The 16,031-nt window shown below is 65.4% G+C and carries 13 protein-coding genes; 6 read left to right on the top strand and 7 right to left on the bottom strand.

From position 1 onward, the window contains the following. Positions 1–143: 143 nt before the first annotated feature. The 6 genes from QU595_RS02820 (at position 144) to QU595_RS02795 (ending at position 7,762) form a co-directional block, all read left to right on the top strand. Positions 144–1,733, top strand: coding sequence for an ABC transporter substrate-binding protein (locus tag QU595_RS02820; protein ID WP_315918998.1), 1,590 nt, complete (start codon positions 144–146; stop codon positions 1,731–1,733). A gap of 14 nt (positions 1,734–1,747) precedes the next feature. Further along, positions 1,748–2,707: an ABC transporter permease gene (locus tag QU595_RS02815; RefSeq protein ID WP_315918997.1), complete on the top strand. Its 960-nt coding sequence runs from the start codon at positions 1,748–1,750 to the stop codon at positions 2,705–2,707. Between the two features lie 9 nt (positions 2,708–2,716). Further along, positions 2,717–3,547 (top strand): ABC transporter permease, encoded by an 831-nt coding sequence (locus QU595_RS02810; RefSeq protein ID WP_315918995.1) that lies wholly within the window; start codon positions 2,717–2,719, stop codon positions 3,545–3,547. Beyond that, on the top strand, positions 3,540–5,207 hold the full coding sequence (locus QU595_RS02805) for an ABC transporter ATP-binding protein (RefSeq protein ID WP_315918994.1): 1,668 nt from the start codon (positions 3,540–3,542) through the stop codon (positions 5,205–5,207). Before QU595_RS02810 ends, QU595_RS02805 begins: the two co-directional genes overlap by 8 nt. 38 nt (positions 5,208–5,245) lie before the next feature. Beyond that, positions 5,246–6,838 carry an ABC transporter substrate-binding protein gene (locus tag QU595_RS02800; RefSeq protein WP_315918993.1) on the top strand — a complete coding sequence of 531 codons (1,593 nt, stop codon included), beginning with the start codon at positions 5,246–5,248 and terminating at the stop codon, positions 6,836–6,838. An 84-nt stretch (positions 6,839–6,922) separates the two neighbouring features. Continuing rightward, positions 6,923–7,762 carry an alkaline phosphatase family protein gene (locus QU595_RS02795; RefSeq protein WP_315918992.1) on the top strand — a complete coding sequence of 280 codons (840 nt, stop codon included), beginning with the start codon at positions 6,923–6,925 and terminating at the stop codon, positions 7,760–7,762. Positions 7,763–7,771: 9 nt separating this feature from the next. On the opposite strand, the gene QU595_RS02790 is transcribed toward QU595_RS02795, so the two are convergent. From QU595_RS02790 to QU595_RS02760, 7 genes are all read right to left on the bottom strand, one after another. Continuing rightward, the gene (locus QU595_RS02790) at positions 7,772–8,713 is read right to left on the bottom strand and encodes an alpha/beta hydrolase (protein ID WP_315918990.1); all 942 of its coding nucleotides are present in this window, start codon (positions 8,711–8,713) and stop codon (positions 7,772–7,774) included. Between the two features lie 21 nt (positions 8,714–8,734). Beyond that, positions 8,735–9,517, bottom strand: coding sequence for a carnitinyl-CoA dehydratase (locus QU595_RS02785; RefSeq protein ID WP_315918988.1), 783 nt, complete (start codon positions 9,515–9,517; stop codon positions 8,735–8,737). A 115-nt stretch (positions 9,518–9,632) separates the two neighbouring features. Next, positions 9,633–11,891, bottom strand: a complete 2,259-nt coding sequence (locus tag QU595_RS02780; protein ID WP_315918986.1) for an acetate--CoA ligase family protein — start codon at positions 11,889–11,891, stop codon at positions 9,633–9,635. Between the two features lie 76 nt (positions 11,892–11,967). Then, on the bottom strand, positions 11,968–13,131 hold the full coding sequence (locus QU595_RS02775) for an acyl-CoA dehydrogenase (protein ID WP_315918985.1): 1,164 nt from the start codon (positions 13,129–13,131) through the stop codon (positions 11,968–11,970). A gap of 177 nt (positions 13,132–13,308) precedes the next feature. After that, the gene (locus QU595_RS02770; RefSeq protein WP_315918984.1) at positions 13,309–14,406 is read right to left on the bottom strand and encodes a carnitine 3-dehydrogenase; all 1,098 of its coding nucleotides are present in this window, start codon (positions 14,404–14,406) and stop codon (positions 13,309–13,311) included. Next, on the bottom strand, positions 14,403–15,032 hold the full coding sequence (locus tag QU595_RS02765) for an HD domain-containing protein (protein WP_315918983.1): 630 nt from the start codon (positions 15,030–15,032) through the stop codon (positions 14,403–14,405). Before QU595_RS02765 ends, QU595_RS02770 begins: the two co-directional genes overlap by 4 nt. A gap of 39 nt (positions 15,033–15,071) precedes the next feature. Further along, positions 15,072–15,989 carry a 3-keto-5-aminohexanoate cleavage protein gene (locus tag QU595_RS02760; RefSeq protein ID WP_315918982.1) on the bottom strand — a complete coding sequence of 306 codons (918 nt, stop codon included), beginning with the start codon at positions 15,987–15,989 and terminating at the stop codon, positions 15,072–15,074. Positions 15,990–16,031 lie beyond the last annotated feature (42 nt).

Here is a 16,031-nt window from a genome sequence, read left to right as displayed (position 1 = left end):
CTATTTACGCCACGGCATGTCGCATCCGGCCTTGCGCGTTTGTTTTCCTTACGGCCATTATCGCTGACAAGAACAAGATCCTGCAGCTTTCCCGAAAAAAGCCAGCCAATGCGGGTCAAACCAAAAGAGTGAGGAGCAACCAAATGTCCAACGAACTCGATTTTTTGAGCCGCCGTGTCGCGAGCGGCAAGCTTTCGCGCCGTGACTTCCTGGGCCGCGCGGCCGCGCTCGGCGTATCGGCGGCGGCGGCCAATTCGCTGCTGACAAAGGCCGCGCGCGCGGCGGGCCCGGTCAAGGGCGGCACGCTGAAGGCAGGCCTGCAGGGCGGCGAATCCTCCAACGTGCTCGACCCGGCGCTCAACCTCAGCCAGGTGAACTTCAATTTCGGCAAGTGCTGGGGCGAGATGCTGGTCGAGCTGAACCCCGACGGCACGCTGGAGAACCGCATCGCGGAATCGATCGGATCCACGCCCGATGCCAAGACCTGGACGATGAAGATCCGCAAGGGCATCGAATTCCATGACGGCAAGCCGGTGAAGCCGGAAGACGTCGTCGCCACGCTGGAGCGCCATGCGGACGAGAAGTCCAAATCGGCGGCGCTCGGCATCCTGCAGGGCATCGACAAGATGAAGGCGGACGGGGACGAAGTCGTCGTCACCCTGAAGGACCCCAATGCCGACTTCCCCTATCTGATGGCGGACTACCACCTCGTCATCCAGCCCAACGGCGGCAGGGACAATCCCAATGCCGGCATCTCGGCCGGGCCTTACAAGGTCACGATCAACGAGCCCGGCGTGCGCTACGGCGGCGAGAAGTTCGCCAACTACTGGCAGGGCGACAAGCTCGGCCATGCCGATCATGTGGAGATCGTCGTCATCAACGACGCGACGGCGCGCATCGCCGCGCTGCAGGGCGGACAGGTCAACATGATCAACCGCGTCGAGCCGAAGGTGGTGGATCTGGTCAAGCGCGTGCCCGGCGTCACCATCCAGGCGGTGTCCGGCCGCGGCTTCTATCCCTTCAACATGTTCTGCGACACCAAGCCGTTCGACAACAACGACCTCAGGATGGCGCTGAAGCTCGCCATGGACCGCGAGGAGATGCTGCAGAAGATCCTGCGCGGCTACGGTTCGGTCGGCAACGATTTCCCGATCAACGAGGCCTATCCGCTGTTTCCCACCGACATCGAACAGCGCAAGTTCGATCCCGAGAAGGCCGCCGCGGCCTACAAGAAGTCCGGCCATTCCGGCTCGATCCTGCTCAGGACCTCCGACGTCGCTTTCCCCGGCGCGGTGGATGCGGCACAGCTCTACCAGCAGAGCTGCGCCAAGGCCGGCATCAAGATCGAGATCAAGCGCGAGCCCGGCGACGGCTACTGGTCGGAGGTATGGAACAAGCAGCCGTTCTCGCTGTCCTACTGGGGCGGGCGGCCGACGCAGGACCAGATGTACTCGACCGCCTACATCTCCAGCGCCGACTGGAACGACACGCGCTGGAAGCGGCCCGACTTCGACAAGATGGTGGTGGCAGCGCGCGGCGAACTGGACGAGGAAAAGCGCAAGAAGATGTATCGCGACATGGCGATGGTCATGCGCGACGAGGGCGGCCTCATCGTCCCGTTCTTCAACCAGTACATCGACGCGACCGGCAAGGGCGTCGAAGGCTGGACGAAGAACCCTGCTCAGGAGATGTGCAACGGCTACGCGCTTGCCTCGTGCTGGCTGGCTGCCTGAAGCAGGCAGGCTCGATGCGATCACCCATCCTGAAACTTGTCGCCCAGCGCGTTGCGCTGGGCATCATGCTGCTTTTTGCGGTCTCGGTGCTGATCTTCGTCGGCACCCAGATCCTGCCCGGTGACGTGGCCCAGTCCATTCTGGGCCAGTCGGCGACGCCCGAGGCGGTCGCCAATCTGCGCGAGGCGCTCGGCCTCAACGACCCAGCCTATATCCGATATTTCCGCTGGCTCGGCGGGGTGCTGACAGGCAATCTCGGCACGGCCCTGTCGAGCGGCCAGGACATCGCCTCCTCCATAGGGCCGCGTCTTGAAAACACGCTGTTCCTGGCCTTCTGCGCGGCGGTGATAGCGGTGCCGCTCGCCATCCTGCTCGGCCTGCTCGCGGTGCGCTACCGCAACGGGCCGATCGACAAGCTGGTGTCGGGACTGGCGCTCGCCTCCACCTCGTTCCCGGAATTCTTCGTCGGCTATCTGCTGGTCTATTTCTTCGCGGTGAAATGGCAGGTCTTCCCGGCCATCTCGACCGTGCATGAAGGCATGCCGTTCCTTGAACGCCTCCAGGCGGTGGCGCTGCCGGCGACCGCGCTGACGCTGGTGGTGCTTGCCCATATGATGCGCATGACGCGCGCGGCCATCCTCAACGTCATGCAGTCGGCCTATATCGAGACCGCCGAACTGAAAGGGCTGTCGCCGATCCAGGTCATCCGCAGGCACGCCTTCCCCAATGCCGTCGCTCCGGTCGTCAACGTGGTGATGCTGAACCTCGCCTATCTCATCGTCGGGGTGGTCGTGATCGAGGTCATCTTCGTCTATCCGGGCATGGGCCAGTATCTGGTCGACCATGTCGCCAAGCGCGACGTGCCGGTGGTGCAGGCGGTGGGACTGATCTTCGCGGCCGTCTACATCACCTTGAACATCATTGCCGACATCGCCGCGATCCTGGCCAATCCGCGTCTCAGGCATCCGAGATAGGAGGGGGCCGTGCTCGATTTCAAACGCATTCCGCCAGGCGCCTGGATCGGACTGATCCTGACCATCCTGTTCCTGATCTGCGCCCTGTTCGCGCCCTGGATCGCCCCGCACGGCAATGGCGAGGTGGTCGGCGACGTGTGGGAGCCGATGTCGGCCGCGCATTGGCTGGGCACCGACAATCTCGGACGCGACCTGCTCTCGCGCCTGATCTACGGCGCGCGCATCACCATCTTCATCGCGGTGCTGGCCACCGCGCTGTCCTTCATCCTCGGCTCGGTGCTGGGCTTCACCGCGGCCGTGGTGGGCGGCTGGTTCGACACGCTGATGTCGCGCTTCGTCGACCTGCTGATGTCGATCCCCACGCTGATCTTCGGCCTGGTGGTGCTGTCGGTGCTGCCGACCACGGTGGTCACCCTGATCCTGGTCATGGGCATTCTCGACGCGACCCGGGTCTACCGCCTGTCGCGGGCGGTGGCGGTGGACATCAACGTGATGGATTTCGTCGAGGCCGCGAAGCTGCGCGGCGAAGGCATGGGCTGGGTCATCTTCCGCGAAATCCTGCCGAATGCGCTGTCGCCGCTGGTCTCGGAACTGGGCCTGCGTTTCATCTATGCCGTGCTGTTTTTGTCGGCATTGTCGTTCCTTGGCCTCGGCGTGCAGCCGCCGGACGCCGACTGGGGCGGCATGGTCAAGGAGAACAAGGACGGCATCGTCTTCGGCGTGCCCGCGGCCCTCATCCCGGCGGCGGCGATCGCCCTGCTGGCGATCTCGGTCAACCTGGTGGCCGACTGGGTGCTGAACCGCACCACCGACCTCAAGGGAGGGCGTGGCAATGGCTAAGCAATCGCGCAAGGGGGGCGGAGGCTCCAACGACCTGCTCGACATCCGCAATCTCAGGATCGAGGCCAGGGTCTACCCGCCCGGCGAGGCGCCACGGAACGTCACCCTCGTGGACGACGTGTCGCTGTCGCTGAAGAAGGGCAAGGTGCTCGGGCTGATCGGCGAATCCGGCGCGGGCAAGTCCACCATCGGCCTGTCGTCCATGGCCTATGGACGCGGCGGGGTTCGGATCACCGGCGGCCAGGTCATCCTCAACGGCCGCGACATCCTGAAGGAAAGCACGTCCGGCGTGCGCAGGATGCGCGGCAGCGAGGTCTGCTATGTCGCGCAATCGGCCGCCGCGGCGTTCAACCCCGCGCACAAGCTGATGGACCAGGTGGTCGAAGCCGCGCTCCAGCACGGCGCCGGCAACCGCCAGGAGGCCGAGAAGCGCGCGCGGGCGCTGTTCCGCAAACTCAGCCTGCCCGACCCCGACACCATCGGCAATCGCTACCCGCATCAGGTTTCGGGCGGGCAGTTGCAGCGCGTCATGACCGCCATGGCGCTGTGCTCCGAGCCCGACCTGATCGTCTTCGACGAGCCGACGACCGCGCTCGACGTGACCACGCAGATCGACGTGCTGGCGGCGATCAAGGAAGCCATACGGGACACCCGCGTGGCGGCGCTCTACATAACCCACGACCTCGCCGTGGTGGCGCAGGTGGCGGACGACATATTGGTGCTGCGCCACGGCAAGCTGGTCGAATGCGGCTCCACGCATCAGATCATCAAGGAGCCGACGCAGGACTACACCAAGGCGCTCGTTTCCGTCCATGAGATCGCGCATCGGGAACACCAGCCGAGCGGCACGCCGCTGCTTTCGGTGAAGAACGTCACTGCCGCCTATGGCGGCGGCTCGGTCAAGGTGCTGAAGGACGTTTCGGTGGACATCTTCGCCGGCCAGACGCTGGCGGTAGTGGGCGAATCCGGTTCCGGCAAATCGACGCTGGCGCGCGCCATCACCGGGCTGCTGCCGCCGGAAAAGGGCTCCGTCACCTTCGACGGCCGGACATTGGCGAGCCGGCTCGCCGACCGGTCGAAGGAGGACCTGCGCCAGCTCCAGATGATCTACCAGATGGCCGACGTGGCGATGAACCCGCGCCAGACGGTGGGCACGATCATCGGCCGGCCGCTGGAATTCTATTTCGGCATGAAGGGCAGGCAGCGCGACGCGCGCGTGGCGGAATTGCTCGACAAGATCGAGATGGGCACCGGCTTCGCGGACCGCTATCCGGCCGAGCTTTCGGGCGGCCAGAAGCAGCGCGTGTGCATAGCGCGGGCGCTGGCGGCCAAGCCGAAGCTCATCATCTGCGACGAGGTGACGTCGGCGCTCGACCCGCTGGTCGCCAACGGCATCCTCAAGCTGCTCCTGGAACTGCAGCAGGAGGAGAAGGTCGCCTATCTGTTCATCACCCACGACCTCGCCACGGTGAAGTCGATCGCCGATTCGATCGCCGTCATGTATCGCGGCGAGGTGGTGCGCTACGGCGCCAAGAGCAAGGTGCTGACGCCGCCTTTCGACGCCTACACCGACCTGCTGCTCTCCTCCGTGCCGGAAATGGAGATCGGCTGGCTGGAAAAGGCGATCAGCGGCAGGCGCATGGAAAGCGCCGGCAACTAGAGCAGGCAAGGTCACCAGGCTACCAGGGGGAGAACCATATGGCCGACGAACTCGATTTCCTGAGCCGCCGCGTCGCGAGCGGCAAGCTTTCGCGCCGTGACTTCCTCGGCCGCGCCGCCGCGCTCGGCGTGTCGGCGGCGGCGGCCAATTCGCTGCTGACAAAGGCCGCGCGCGCGGCGGGCCCGGTCAAGGGCGGCATCCTGAAAGCCGGGCTGCAGGGCGGCGAATCCACCAACAGCCTCGATCCGGCGTTGAACCTCAGCCAGGTGACCTTCAACTTCTGCAAGCAGTGGGGCGAGTTCCTGGTGCGCCTCGCGCCTGACGGCGGGCTTGAGAACCTGGTCGCCGAAGAAATCGGCGCCTCATCCGACGCCAAGACCTGGACGATGAAGATCCGCGACGGGATCGAGTTCCACAACGGCAAGACCCTCACGCCGCAAGACGTCGCCGCCACGCTGGAGCGCCATGGGGACGAGAAATCGAAGTCCGGCGCGCTCGGCATTCTCAAGAACATCAAGAGCATCAAGGCCGACGGCAAGGAAGTGGTCGTCACGCTTGCGGACGCCGATGCCGACTTCCCTTATCTGATGGCGGATTACCACCTCGTCATCCAGCCCAACGGCGGCAGGGACAACCCGAACGCGGGCATCAGCGCCGGGCCTTACAAGGTCACCGAGAACCAGCCGGGCGTGCGCCATGGCGGTGAACGCTTCGCCAATTATTGGCGCGGCGACAAGGCGGGCCACGCCGACCAGGTGGAGATCCTCGTCATCAACGACGCCACCGCGCGGCTGGCGGCGCTACAGGGCGGGCAGGTTCATTTCATCAACCGCGTCGAGCCGAAGGTGGTGGATCTGGTCAAGCGCGTGCCCGGCGTCACCATCGAGAACGTTTCGGGCAGGGGCTACTACCCGTTCAACATGTTCTGCGACACCAAGCCGTTCGACAACAACGACCTCAGAATGGCGCTGAAGCTCGCCATGGATCGCGAGGAGATGCTGCAGAAGATCCTGCGCGGCTACGGTTCGGTCGGCAACGACTTCCCGATCAACGAAGCCTATCCGCTGTTTCCCACCGACATCGAACAGCGCAAGTTCGATCCCGAGAAGGCCGCCGCGGCCTACAAGAAGTCCGGCCATTCCGGCTCGATCCTGCTCAGAACCTCCGACGTCGCCTTCCCCGGCGCGGTGGATGCGGCACAGCTCTACCAGCAGAGCTGCGCCAAGGCCGGCATCAAGATCGAGATCAAGCGCGAGCCCGGCGACGGCTACTGGTCGGAAGTGTGGAACAAGCAGCCGTTCTCGCTGTCCTACTGGGGCGGACGCGCCACGCAGGGGCAGATGTATTCCACCGGCTACGTGTCCAGCGCCGACTGGAACGATACGCGCTACAAGGATCCGAAATTCGACCAGATGCTGCTCGCCGCGCAGGGAGAACTGGACCAGGACAAGCGCAAGGCCATCTATCGCGACATGGCCGTGCTGATGCGCGACGAAGGCGGGTTGATCGTGCCCTTCTTCAACCAGTTCATCGACGCCGCGAACACCGACAAGATCGACGGCTATGTCAAGAACCCACAAGCGGAGCTGATGGACGGCTACGCGCTCGGCGCGTGCTGGTTGAAGGCCTGATCTGCCGGACGGCACATGGCGGGCCGCCGGCTTGTCCGGCGGCTCCTGTTCTTTCTCAATACCCCATCAGCCGGAGGGCTGCCCATGGCGCTCAAGTCCAAGCTTTTGCTCATCATCCTGGACGGCGTGCCGTGGCGGAACTGGCGTCGGCTGTTCGGCAATCTGGAGGGCTGGGTGCAGTCGGGCGAGGCGCAGGTGTGGAAGATGCGCTCGGTGCTGCCCTCGACCTCAGCCTGCTGCTATGCCTCGATCCATACCGGCGTGTCGCCGCAGGTGCATGGCATCTGCTCCAACGAGGAGCGTTTCCGCGTCAAGCAGCCGGACCTGTTCTCCGAAATCTCGAAGGCCGGCGGCAAGACCGGCGCGGTGACGCATTCCTACTGGTCGGAATTCTTCAACCGCTTCCCGTTCGACCTGGTGCGCGACATGGAATATGACGAGCCGGGCGGACCGATCGCGCATGGCCGTTTCCACACCATGACCGGCTACAACGCCCGCAACCAGATGACGCCGAGCGACGTCGACCTGTTCGCCACGCTGACCATGCTGACGGAACGCTTTTCCATCGACTACGGCATCCTGCACACCTGCACGCTGGATTCGATGGGCCACCGCTTCGGCCACGACTGCATCGAGATGGACCATGCCTGCTACGCCATGGACGGGATGCTGGCCGCCTTCCTGCCGCGCTGGCGCGAAGCAGGCTACGAGGTGATCGTCACCGCCGACCACGGCCAGACCGACCGTGGCCATCATGGCGGGCACGAAGCCGACCAGCAGGATTTCGCGCTGTACTATTTCGGCGCGGGCAAAGGCCCGGACGAGAACGTGCTGCTTGGCCAGTTGCAGCTCGCGCCGACCGTCCTCCGGCGCCTGGGCGTGGCCGTTCCCGCAACGATGAAAGCCAAGCCCTTCCTCGAATAGGCGAAGCCTTCAATAAGGCCACTCACCCCTGCCGAGGGCTGAAACGGCATCGACGATGCGCGTGAAGGACCGGTGGGCGCGCTGCACGGTGTGGCGCGCGCGCAGGTAGCCGTGCACGAGGCCTTTTTCTTCATGCCAGAACGCCTTGCCGCCGGCAGCCTCGATCCCGTCGCGGTAGGCTTCGCCGTCGGACGACAACGGATCGCATTCGGCCGTAATGATCACCGTCGGCGGCAGATTGGCCAGATTCGCGTCGGCCAGCGGCGCCAGCGTCACCAACCCGACGGCTTCCTCGCCGCCGGTGCGGACATGCTTGTAGAATTCCAGGTCGCGCATGGTCAGCATCGGCGCCTCGGCATGGGTGACGTAGGACCCCCTGCCGTGGTCTCCCCCGAGGCCGGGATAGATCAGCACCTGTCCGGCCGGCTTGCGCCTGTGCCCGCGCGTGGCGTGGCTGACCGCGGCGGCCAGGTTTCCGCCGGCGGAGTCGCCACAAAGCAGGATCGGCCGGGAACAGATTCCAGCCGCCCATTCGAAGGCGTCCATCGCGTCATCGAAATCGGCCGGATGTCGGTGTTCGGGGGCCAGCCGGTAATCCACCGAAACCACTTCATAGCCGGTGCGCTGGCACAGTTCGGCGCAGACGTCGTCGTGGCTTTCCAGCCCGCCGACGACGAAGCCGCCGCCATGGAAATAGATCACCATGGCCGCATCGTCGAGCTCCGCATTGCGATAGATGCGGATCGGGATCGCATGGGCGGGCGTTTCGATCGCCGCGGTTTCAGCCGTCACGCCCTCGGGATAGCCGGCATGGAATTCGCGGCACATGCGGTCGTAGACCGCGCGCTGCTCGGCGATGGTGCGCTCGACCGCGTCCGGCGGATAGTAGGTATTGGTGCGTTCGATGAACGCCCAGGTCTCCGCATCGATGAGCTTGCTATAGTCCGTCATTCCAACCCAGCCGTGGCCGTACTAGCGGCCTTTCCACACCGGGTCGCGTTTTTCCGCGAAAGCCTTGAATCCTTCCAGATTGTCCTCCGACCCGTAGAGAATGTCCACGGTCGGAAGCTGGCGCTTGGTGATCTTGTTCATCGCGTCCTGGAACGTGAGCGCCTCGGCGACGCGCGCCGTTTCCTTGATGGCGGCGAAGACCAGCGGCGGACCGCTTTCCAGCAGCCGCGCGATCTCCCAGACACGCTCTTCCAGCCTGTCGGCCGGCAGCACCTCGTTGACGAGGCCCCAGCGATGCGCTTCGGCCACATCCATCCAGCGGCCGGTGAGCAGAAGGTCCATGGCGACGTGGTAGGGGATGCGCTTGGGCAGCTTGATGGTTGCGGCGTCGGCCAGCGTGCCGGCCTTGATTTCCGGCAGCGCGAAGGAGGAATGGTCGGAGGCGTAGATGAGATCGCAGGACAGCGCCAGTTCGAAGCCGCCGCCGACCGCCATGCCGTTGACGCAGGCGATGACCGGCTTGTTCAGGTCGCGCAGTTCCTGCAAGCCGGCAAAGCCGCCCACGCCGTAGTCGCCGTCGACCGCATCGCCGCCGGCGGCCGCCTTGAGGTCCCAGCCGGCGCTGAAGAACTTGTCGCCGGCCGTCTTGACGATGGCCACGCGCAATTGCGGGTCGTCGCGGAAGGCCTTGAAGGTCTCGCCCATCAGACGCGAGGTGGCGAGGTCGATCGCATTGGCCTTCGGGCGATCGAGGGTCACTTCGAGGATGCCGCCCTCGCGGCGGGTTTTTATGACGTCGGACATTTGGAAACCTCCTGAATTTTGCACGGCGCGGCGCGGCAAGACTGGGCAGCCCACCCTCCCCTCGATGGGGAGGGTCCGACCGAAGGTCGGGGGTGGGGTGATCTGCTTTGCGCGATCACGCCGACACCCCCTCCCGCGACTTCGTCGCGACCTCCCCCATCGAGGGGGAGGTAAGCGCCTCACTTGTCACCAGCAGCGCATCGGCGATCCAGGCGCCCTTGCCCTCGCCGCAGACGATCAGCGGGTTGACGTCGAGTTCCTCGATGCTGCCCGCATGTTCCAGCACGAAGCGCGATATGCCGAGGATCGCCTCGACGGCGGCCGGCACATCCGCCTTGGGGCGGCCGCGATAGCCGTCGAGCAGCGGATAGAGCCGCAGGCCCTGCAGCGCCGCCTCGATGTCCGCGTGCGACGCCGGCAGGAGCAGCGTGGCGCTGTCCTTCAACAATTCCACCAGCACGCCGCCCGTGCCCACGGTCATGACCGGGCCGAACATCTCGTCGCGGGTGACGCCGACGATCAGTTCGGCGACCGCGCCCTCAACCATCCGCTCGACATAGAGCCCGCTGCCGAGCGGCAACAGCGCACCAGCGGCAGCCTGCACCTCCCCGGCGGACCTGAGGTTGAGCTTCACCGCGCCGAGTTCGCTCTTGTGCGCGACGCCCAGCGCTTTCAGCGCGGCAGGAAAGCCGAGCTTCTCGGCCGCCGAGACGGCCTCCGCAACGTTTGCGGCGCGCAGACCTTGCGGCACGGCGAGGCCGGCGGAACGCAGCAGCGCCTTGGCCTCGGCCTCGTCGGGTACCACCTTGCCCTCCCCCTTGTGGGGAGAGTCGGCGCGAAGCGCCGGGGTGGGGGTTGCATCACCGGCCTTACCCCCACCCGCGCATTCGGCGCGACCTCCCCACAAAGGGGAGGTAGAGGGTCGGCTCCACGCCTCGCCGATGAATGCGGCGGCTTCCGCCGCATCGAAGGCTTCGACGATACCGTGCAAGGGTACGATGCCGCGCCGGAAAAACTCGATCGCATGTCCTTCGGGCAGGTTCTCCAGCATCGAGGCGACGATCGCGCCGCGCGCCTTGTTGGCCTTTAACGCCGCGTCGAAGGCGTTGACCGTGGCCCACCAGTCGGCATCCGAGCAGCGGTCGTTGCGCGGGAAATCCAGCACCAGCATGTTGAGGTCGAAACCGCCCGAAACCATGGCCGTGAAGGTCGCGGTCATGGCCGGTTCGTTGTTCCAGATGAAGGTGTGATAGTCGAGCGGGTTGGCGACGGCGACCAGCGGCCCGAGCGTGGCCTTGACGCGGGCGCGATGCGCTTCGGCCAGAGCCGGGAAGCGCGCCTTGCGGCCCTCGGCCGTGTCGGCCATCACCGAGGCCTCGCCGCCGGAACAGCTCATGGAAGACAGCGTGTAGCCGGCCAGCGGGCCGACGGCGTGCAGCAGCTTCAGTGTCTCCAGCAGCGACGGGATCGAATGGACCCGCGCGATGCCGAGCCGCTTGAGGAAGGCTTCCGAGGCGGCGTCGGAGCCGGCCAGCGAGGCGGTGTGCGAGACCGTCGCGGCGCGCGCCTGTTCCGAGCGGCCGACCTTCACCGCCACGATGGGCTTCTTCAGTTCGCGCGCCCTGGCCGCCAGCCGCTCGAAGCCGTCGACCTTGTCGAAGCCCTCGATGTGCAGGCCGAGGCAGGAGACGCGCTCGTCTTCGATCAGGCCGAGCGCCATCTCGGACAGGCCGGTCTGCGCCTGATTTCCCGCCGTCATCAGAAAGGAAATGGGCAGGCCGCGCTGCTGCATGGTCAGGTTGCAGGCGATGTTGGACGATTGCGTGATGATCGCGGCACCCCGCGTGCCGGATTCCAGCCGCTGGCCGCCATGCTGGTCGGGCCAAAGCAGCGCGCCGTCCGCGTAGTTGATGAGGCCGTAGCAGTTCGGCCCGATGACCGGCATGGAACCGGCGGCCGCAATCAGTTCCTGTTGCAGCCGCTCGCCGTCCTCGTCGTCGGCGCCGGCTTCGCGAAAACCGGCCGCGAAGCAGATCGCCCCGCCCGCCTTGCGTGCGGCAAGCTCGCGCACGACCTCGATCGTGGCGAAGCGGTTGACGCCGATGAACACGGCATCGGGCGAATCCGGCAGATCCGCCACCGAGCAGTAGGCTTGCAGGCCCTCGACCTCGCCCCGCTTGGGATGAACCGGCCAGATGTTGCCCGGAAAGCCCATCTTGAGCGATTGCTTGACGACGTTGGTCGCAAAGGCGCCGCCGCCGATCACGGCGACGGATTTCGGGCGCAGGAGGCGTTCGAGGCGGGTCTTACCCTCCCCCTTGTGGGGAGGGTCGGCGCGAAGCGCCGGGGTGGGGGTGGTTGGCGAGGTCGTCATTTGCACCCCCACCCCGCCCTGCGGGCGACCCTCCCCACAAGGGGGAGGGTAAGCAGTTTCAACGCCTCAGCCATGGTCACCCCCCCACCGCCCTCAGCAGCGCGCGGGAAATGATATGGCGCTGGATCTCCGACGTGCCTTCCCAGATGCGCTCGACGCGAGCGTCCCGCCAGATGCGCTCCAGCGGCAGATCGTCCATCAGGCCCATGCCGCCATGGATCTGGATCGCCTCGTCGGCGACGAAGGCCAGCACCTCGGTGGCCTTGAGCTTGGCCATGGCCATGTCCTGATCGGTTACCGTGCCCTGGTCGTATTTCCAGCCGGCCTCGAACACCATCAGGTCGGCCGCCTTCAATTCGGTCGCCATGTCGGCCAGCTTGAAGGAGACGCCCTGGAACTTGCCGATCTGCTGGCCGAACTGCTGGCGCTGCGCGGCATATTCGATGGCGTGCTGCAGCGCGCGCTCGGCACGGCCGAGGCAGGTGGCGCCGACCTGCAAGCGGGTGGCGCCGAGCCACGAATTGGCGACCTCGAAGCCCTTGTGCACCTCGCCCAGCACCTGTTCCTTGGGCAGGCGGCAATTGTCGAATTCGAGGATGGCATTGGTGTAGCCGCGATGCGAGACGTTGCGGTAGCCGTCGCGCACGGTGAAGCCCGGCGTGCCCTTGTCGACGAAAAAGGCGGTGATCTTCTTGCGCTTGCCGCGCGGACTGTCTTCCTCGCCGGAGGCCATGAAGCAGATGGCGAAATCGGCGATGTCGGCATGGCTGATGAAGTGCTTGGTGCCGTTCAGCACCCAGTCGTCGCCGTCCTGCACCGCACTCGCCTTCATGCCGCGCAGGTCGGAACCGGCGCCCGGCTCGGTCATGGCCAGGCAGTCCCATTTCTCGCCGCGAATGCAGGGATAGAGATATTTTTCCTTCTGCTCGTCCGTGCCCGCCAGCAGGATGTTGGACGGACGCGCCACGCAGGTCCAGTGCAGCGCATAGTTTGCGCGGCCGAGTTCCTTCTCGTAGAGCAGCCAGGTCACCGTATCGAGCCCGGCACCGCCCACTTCGGCCGGCATGTTGGCGGCATAGAGGCCGGCGGCGATCGCCTTGGCCTGCAGTTCCCTGACCAGCTCCATCGGCAGATGGCCGCTGCGCTCCACCGCCTGCTCGTGCGGGTAAAGCTCGTTCTCGACAAAGGCGCGCGTGGTGTCGACGATCGCGCGCTGTTCTTCCGAAAGGCCGAAGTTCATGGGCGGTGCTCCGCTTCGATGAAATACCCCCTGTCCGTCGCGCTTCGCGCGCCACCTCTCCCCAACTTCGTGATGGAGAGGACGGAAGCCAAGCCGGACGCCCGTCCTCTCCACCCGGAACGGGGGGAGAGGTGTCGAGGCAAAGCCGGGACGGAGAGGGGGGCGATCATGATTTACTCAGCCCTTCTTCCTTGCAGCAGCCTTCTTCACCGCCTTGGCCTTCTTCACCGGCTTGGCGGCCTTTGCCTTGGCGGCGGCCTTGGAAACGGGCTTCTTCGCAAGTCCGGAAAGCTGCTTGACATAGTCCTTGTGCAGCGCGCCAGCGCCCCAACCCTTGCCCTTGTTCTGCCGGGACAGGGCTTCCATGATCGCCACCAGATTGTCGTCGCGGATCTTCTCCAACTCGCGGATCGACCATTTGTCGGACTGTTCGTCGGACTGGCCGGCGATGAGATCGACCAACTCGTCGTTGAACTCCGGCACGTCCATCAGCTTGGTCCACGGCCATTTCAGGCAGGGCCCGAACTGGGCCATGAAATGGCGCATGCCCGCCTCGCCGCCGGCGATGCGGTAGACCTGGAACATGCCCATTTGCGCCCAGCGCAGGCCGAAGGAATAGCGCATGATGTCGTCGAGTTCCTCGACCGAGCAGATGCCGTCCTTGATCAGCCACAGCGCCTCGCGCCACGCCGCCTCCAGCAGGCGGTCGCCTACGAAGGCCTCGATCTCCTTGCGGATGACGACCGGCTTCATGCCGATCGAGGCATAGATCTCCTTGGCCACCTCGATGGCTTCCGGGAAGGTCTGCGCGCCGCCGACAACCTCGACCAGCGGCAGCAGGTAGACCGGGTTGAACGGATGGCCGACCACCAGCCGCTCCGGGTGCTTCTTCATCGCCACCTGCATGTCGGACGGCTTGATGCCGGACGTGGAGGAGCCGACGATGGCGTTGGCCGGCGCATGCATGTCGATCTCGGCCAGCACCTTGTGCTTGAGGTCGAGGCGCTCCGGCACGCTTTCCTGGATGAAATCGGCGTCGGCCACCGCCTCGGCGATGGTCTTGGCGAAAGTGAGCTTGCCTTCCTTGGGCAGACCGTCCGGCAGCATCTGCTTGTAGGCGCGGCGAGCGCCTTTCATCACCTCGCCGACCTTGCGGGAGGCTTCGGGATCGGGATCGTAGATCGCAACGTCGATGCCGTTGAGCAGCAGGCGTGCGACCCAGCCTGCGCCGATGACACCGCCGCCGATGGCGGCTGCTTTAGCGATATTGCTCATGCGGATGCTCCGGCTCTCTGGCTGGCTGTTTCGGGATTGACGAGCGCGACGCGCTCGCCGGCGCGGATGACCGCGGGATCGTAGGCCTGGCGGGAGAAGACTTTCTCCACCATGGGCCGGAAGAAATCGAGCGGCAGGGTTTCGTAGTCGGGATCGAAGCTCGACTGGTCCCACCGCTCGCAGAACTGGTCGCAATCGTCGTAATAGGGATGTCCCGCGAACTTATCGCGCGCATGGCGATTGCCGCCGACGTGATGCGCATAGTAAAGCCGCTGGAAATCCCCGTGCTTCTCGACGACCCAGTGGCATTGCTCGCGAACGAACGGGCGCAGGATCGCGGCCGCATATTCGTCGTGGTTGTAGGGGGCGTAAATATCGCCGATGTCATGCAGAAGGGCGCAGACGACCCAGTCTTCGTCGGCGCCGTCGCGCCAGGCGCGGGTTGCGGCCTGAAGCGAGTGGCCGAGCCGCGTGATCTTGTAGCCCGACAGGCTCTCGTCGAGCTTCACCAAGGCGTCGAGAAGACGTCCGCCGGTCCTGGCGGCGAACTCGATCTCATGCTCGGTAAGGAAGGCGTAGTCCTCGCGGTCGCCATCCTTCATCGCCGTGAACTTGACCGTTTCCATGGCGTCTTCTCCCTTTTCCGCCCGGAAGCCCTTGCGGGCCTATGCCGCCAGCGGTGCGCGCTTGGTGAGGTTGAGCTTCTTGCGCACTTCTTCCGGCCCGATCACGCGGGCGCCAAGGCGCTCGATGATGCCGACGGCGCGATCTACCAGTTGCGCATTGGTGGCCAGGACGCCCTTGTCGAGCCACAGATTGTCCTCCAGCCCGACGCGGACATTGCCGCCGGCCAGCACCGCAGCCGCCGCATAGGCCATCTGGTTGCGACCGAGCGAGAAGGCCGAGAAGGTCCATTCCTTCGGCACGTTGTTGACCATGGCCATGAAGGTGTTGAGGTCGTCGGGCGCGCCCCACGGCACGCCCATGCACAGTTGCACCAGCGCGTCCGGCTTCAGCACGCCTTCCTTGACCAGTTCCTTGGCGAACCACAGATGGCCGGTGTCGAAGGCCTCGATCTCGGGCTTGACGCCCATCTCGGTCATCATCGAGCCCATGGCGCGCAGCATGCCGGGCGTGTTGGTCATGACGTAGTCGGCTTCGTTGAAATTCATCGTGCCGCAGTCGAGCGTGCAGATCTCCGGCAGGCACTGGCGCACATGTTCCACGCGTTCCGAAGCGCCGGCCATGTCGGTGCCCTGCTGCTTCAGCGGCAGCGGCTGTTCGGTCGAGCCGAACACCATGTCGCCGCCCATGCCGGCGGTGAGGTTCAGCACCACGTCGACATTGGCCTCTCGGATGCGGTCGGTCACCTCGCGGTAGAGATGGACGTCGCGGCGCGGCTTGCCGGTTTCAGGGTCGCGCACATGGCAATGGACGACGGCGGCACCGGCCCTGGCGGCCTCGATGGCCGAATCGGCGATCTGCTTGGGCGAACGGGGCACATGCGGGCTGCGATCCTGCGTGCCGCCCGATCCGGTCACGGCACAGGTGATGAAAACCTCGCGATTCATCTCGAGCGGCATCGGCTTCCTCCATTTCGATACGTGGCGCGGATCATCGCGCCG

The organism is Mesorhizobium sp. SP-1A (assembly GCF_032460275.1).
Taxonomy (GTDB): Bacteria; Pseudomonadota; Alphaproteobacteria; order Rhizobiales; family Rhizobiaceae; genus Mesorhizobium.
Note: the sequence above shows the minus strand (reverse complement) of the source record. Positions and strands in the feature narration are given on the sequence as shown.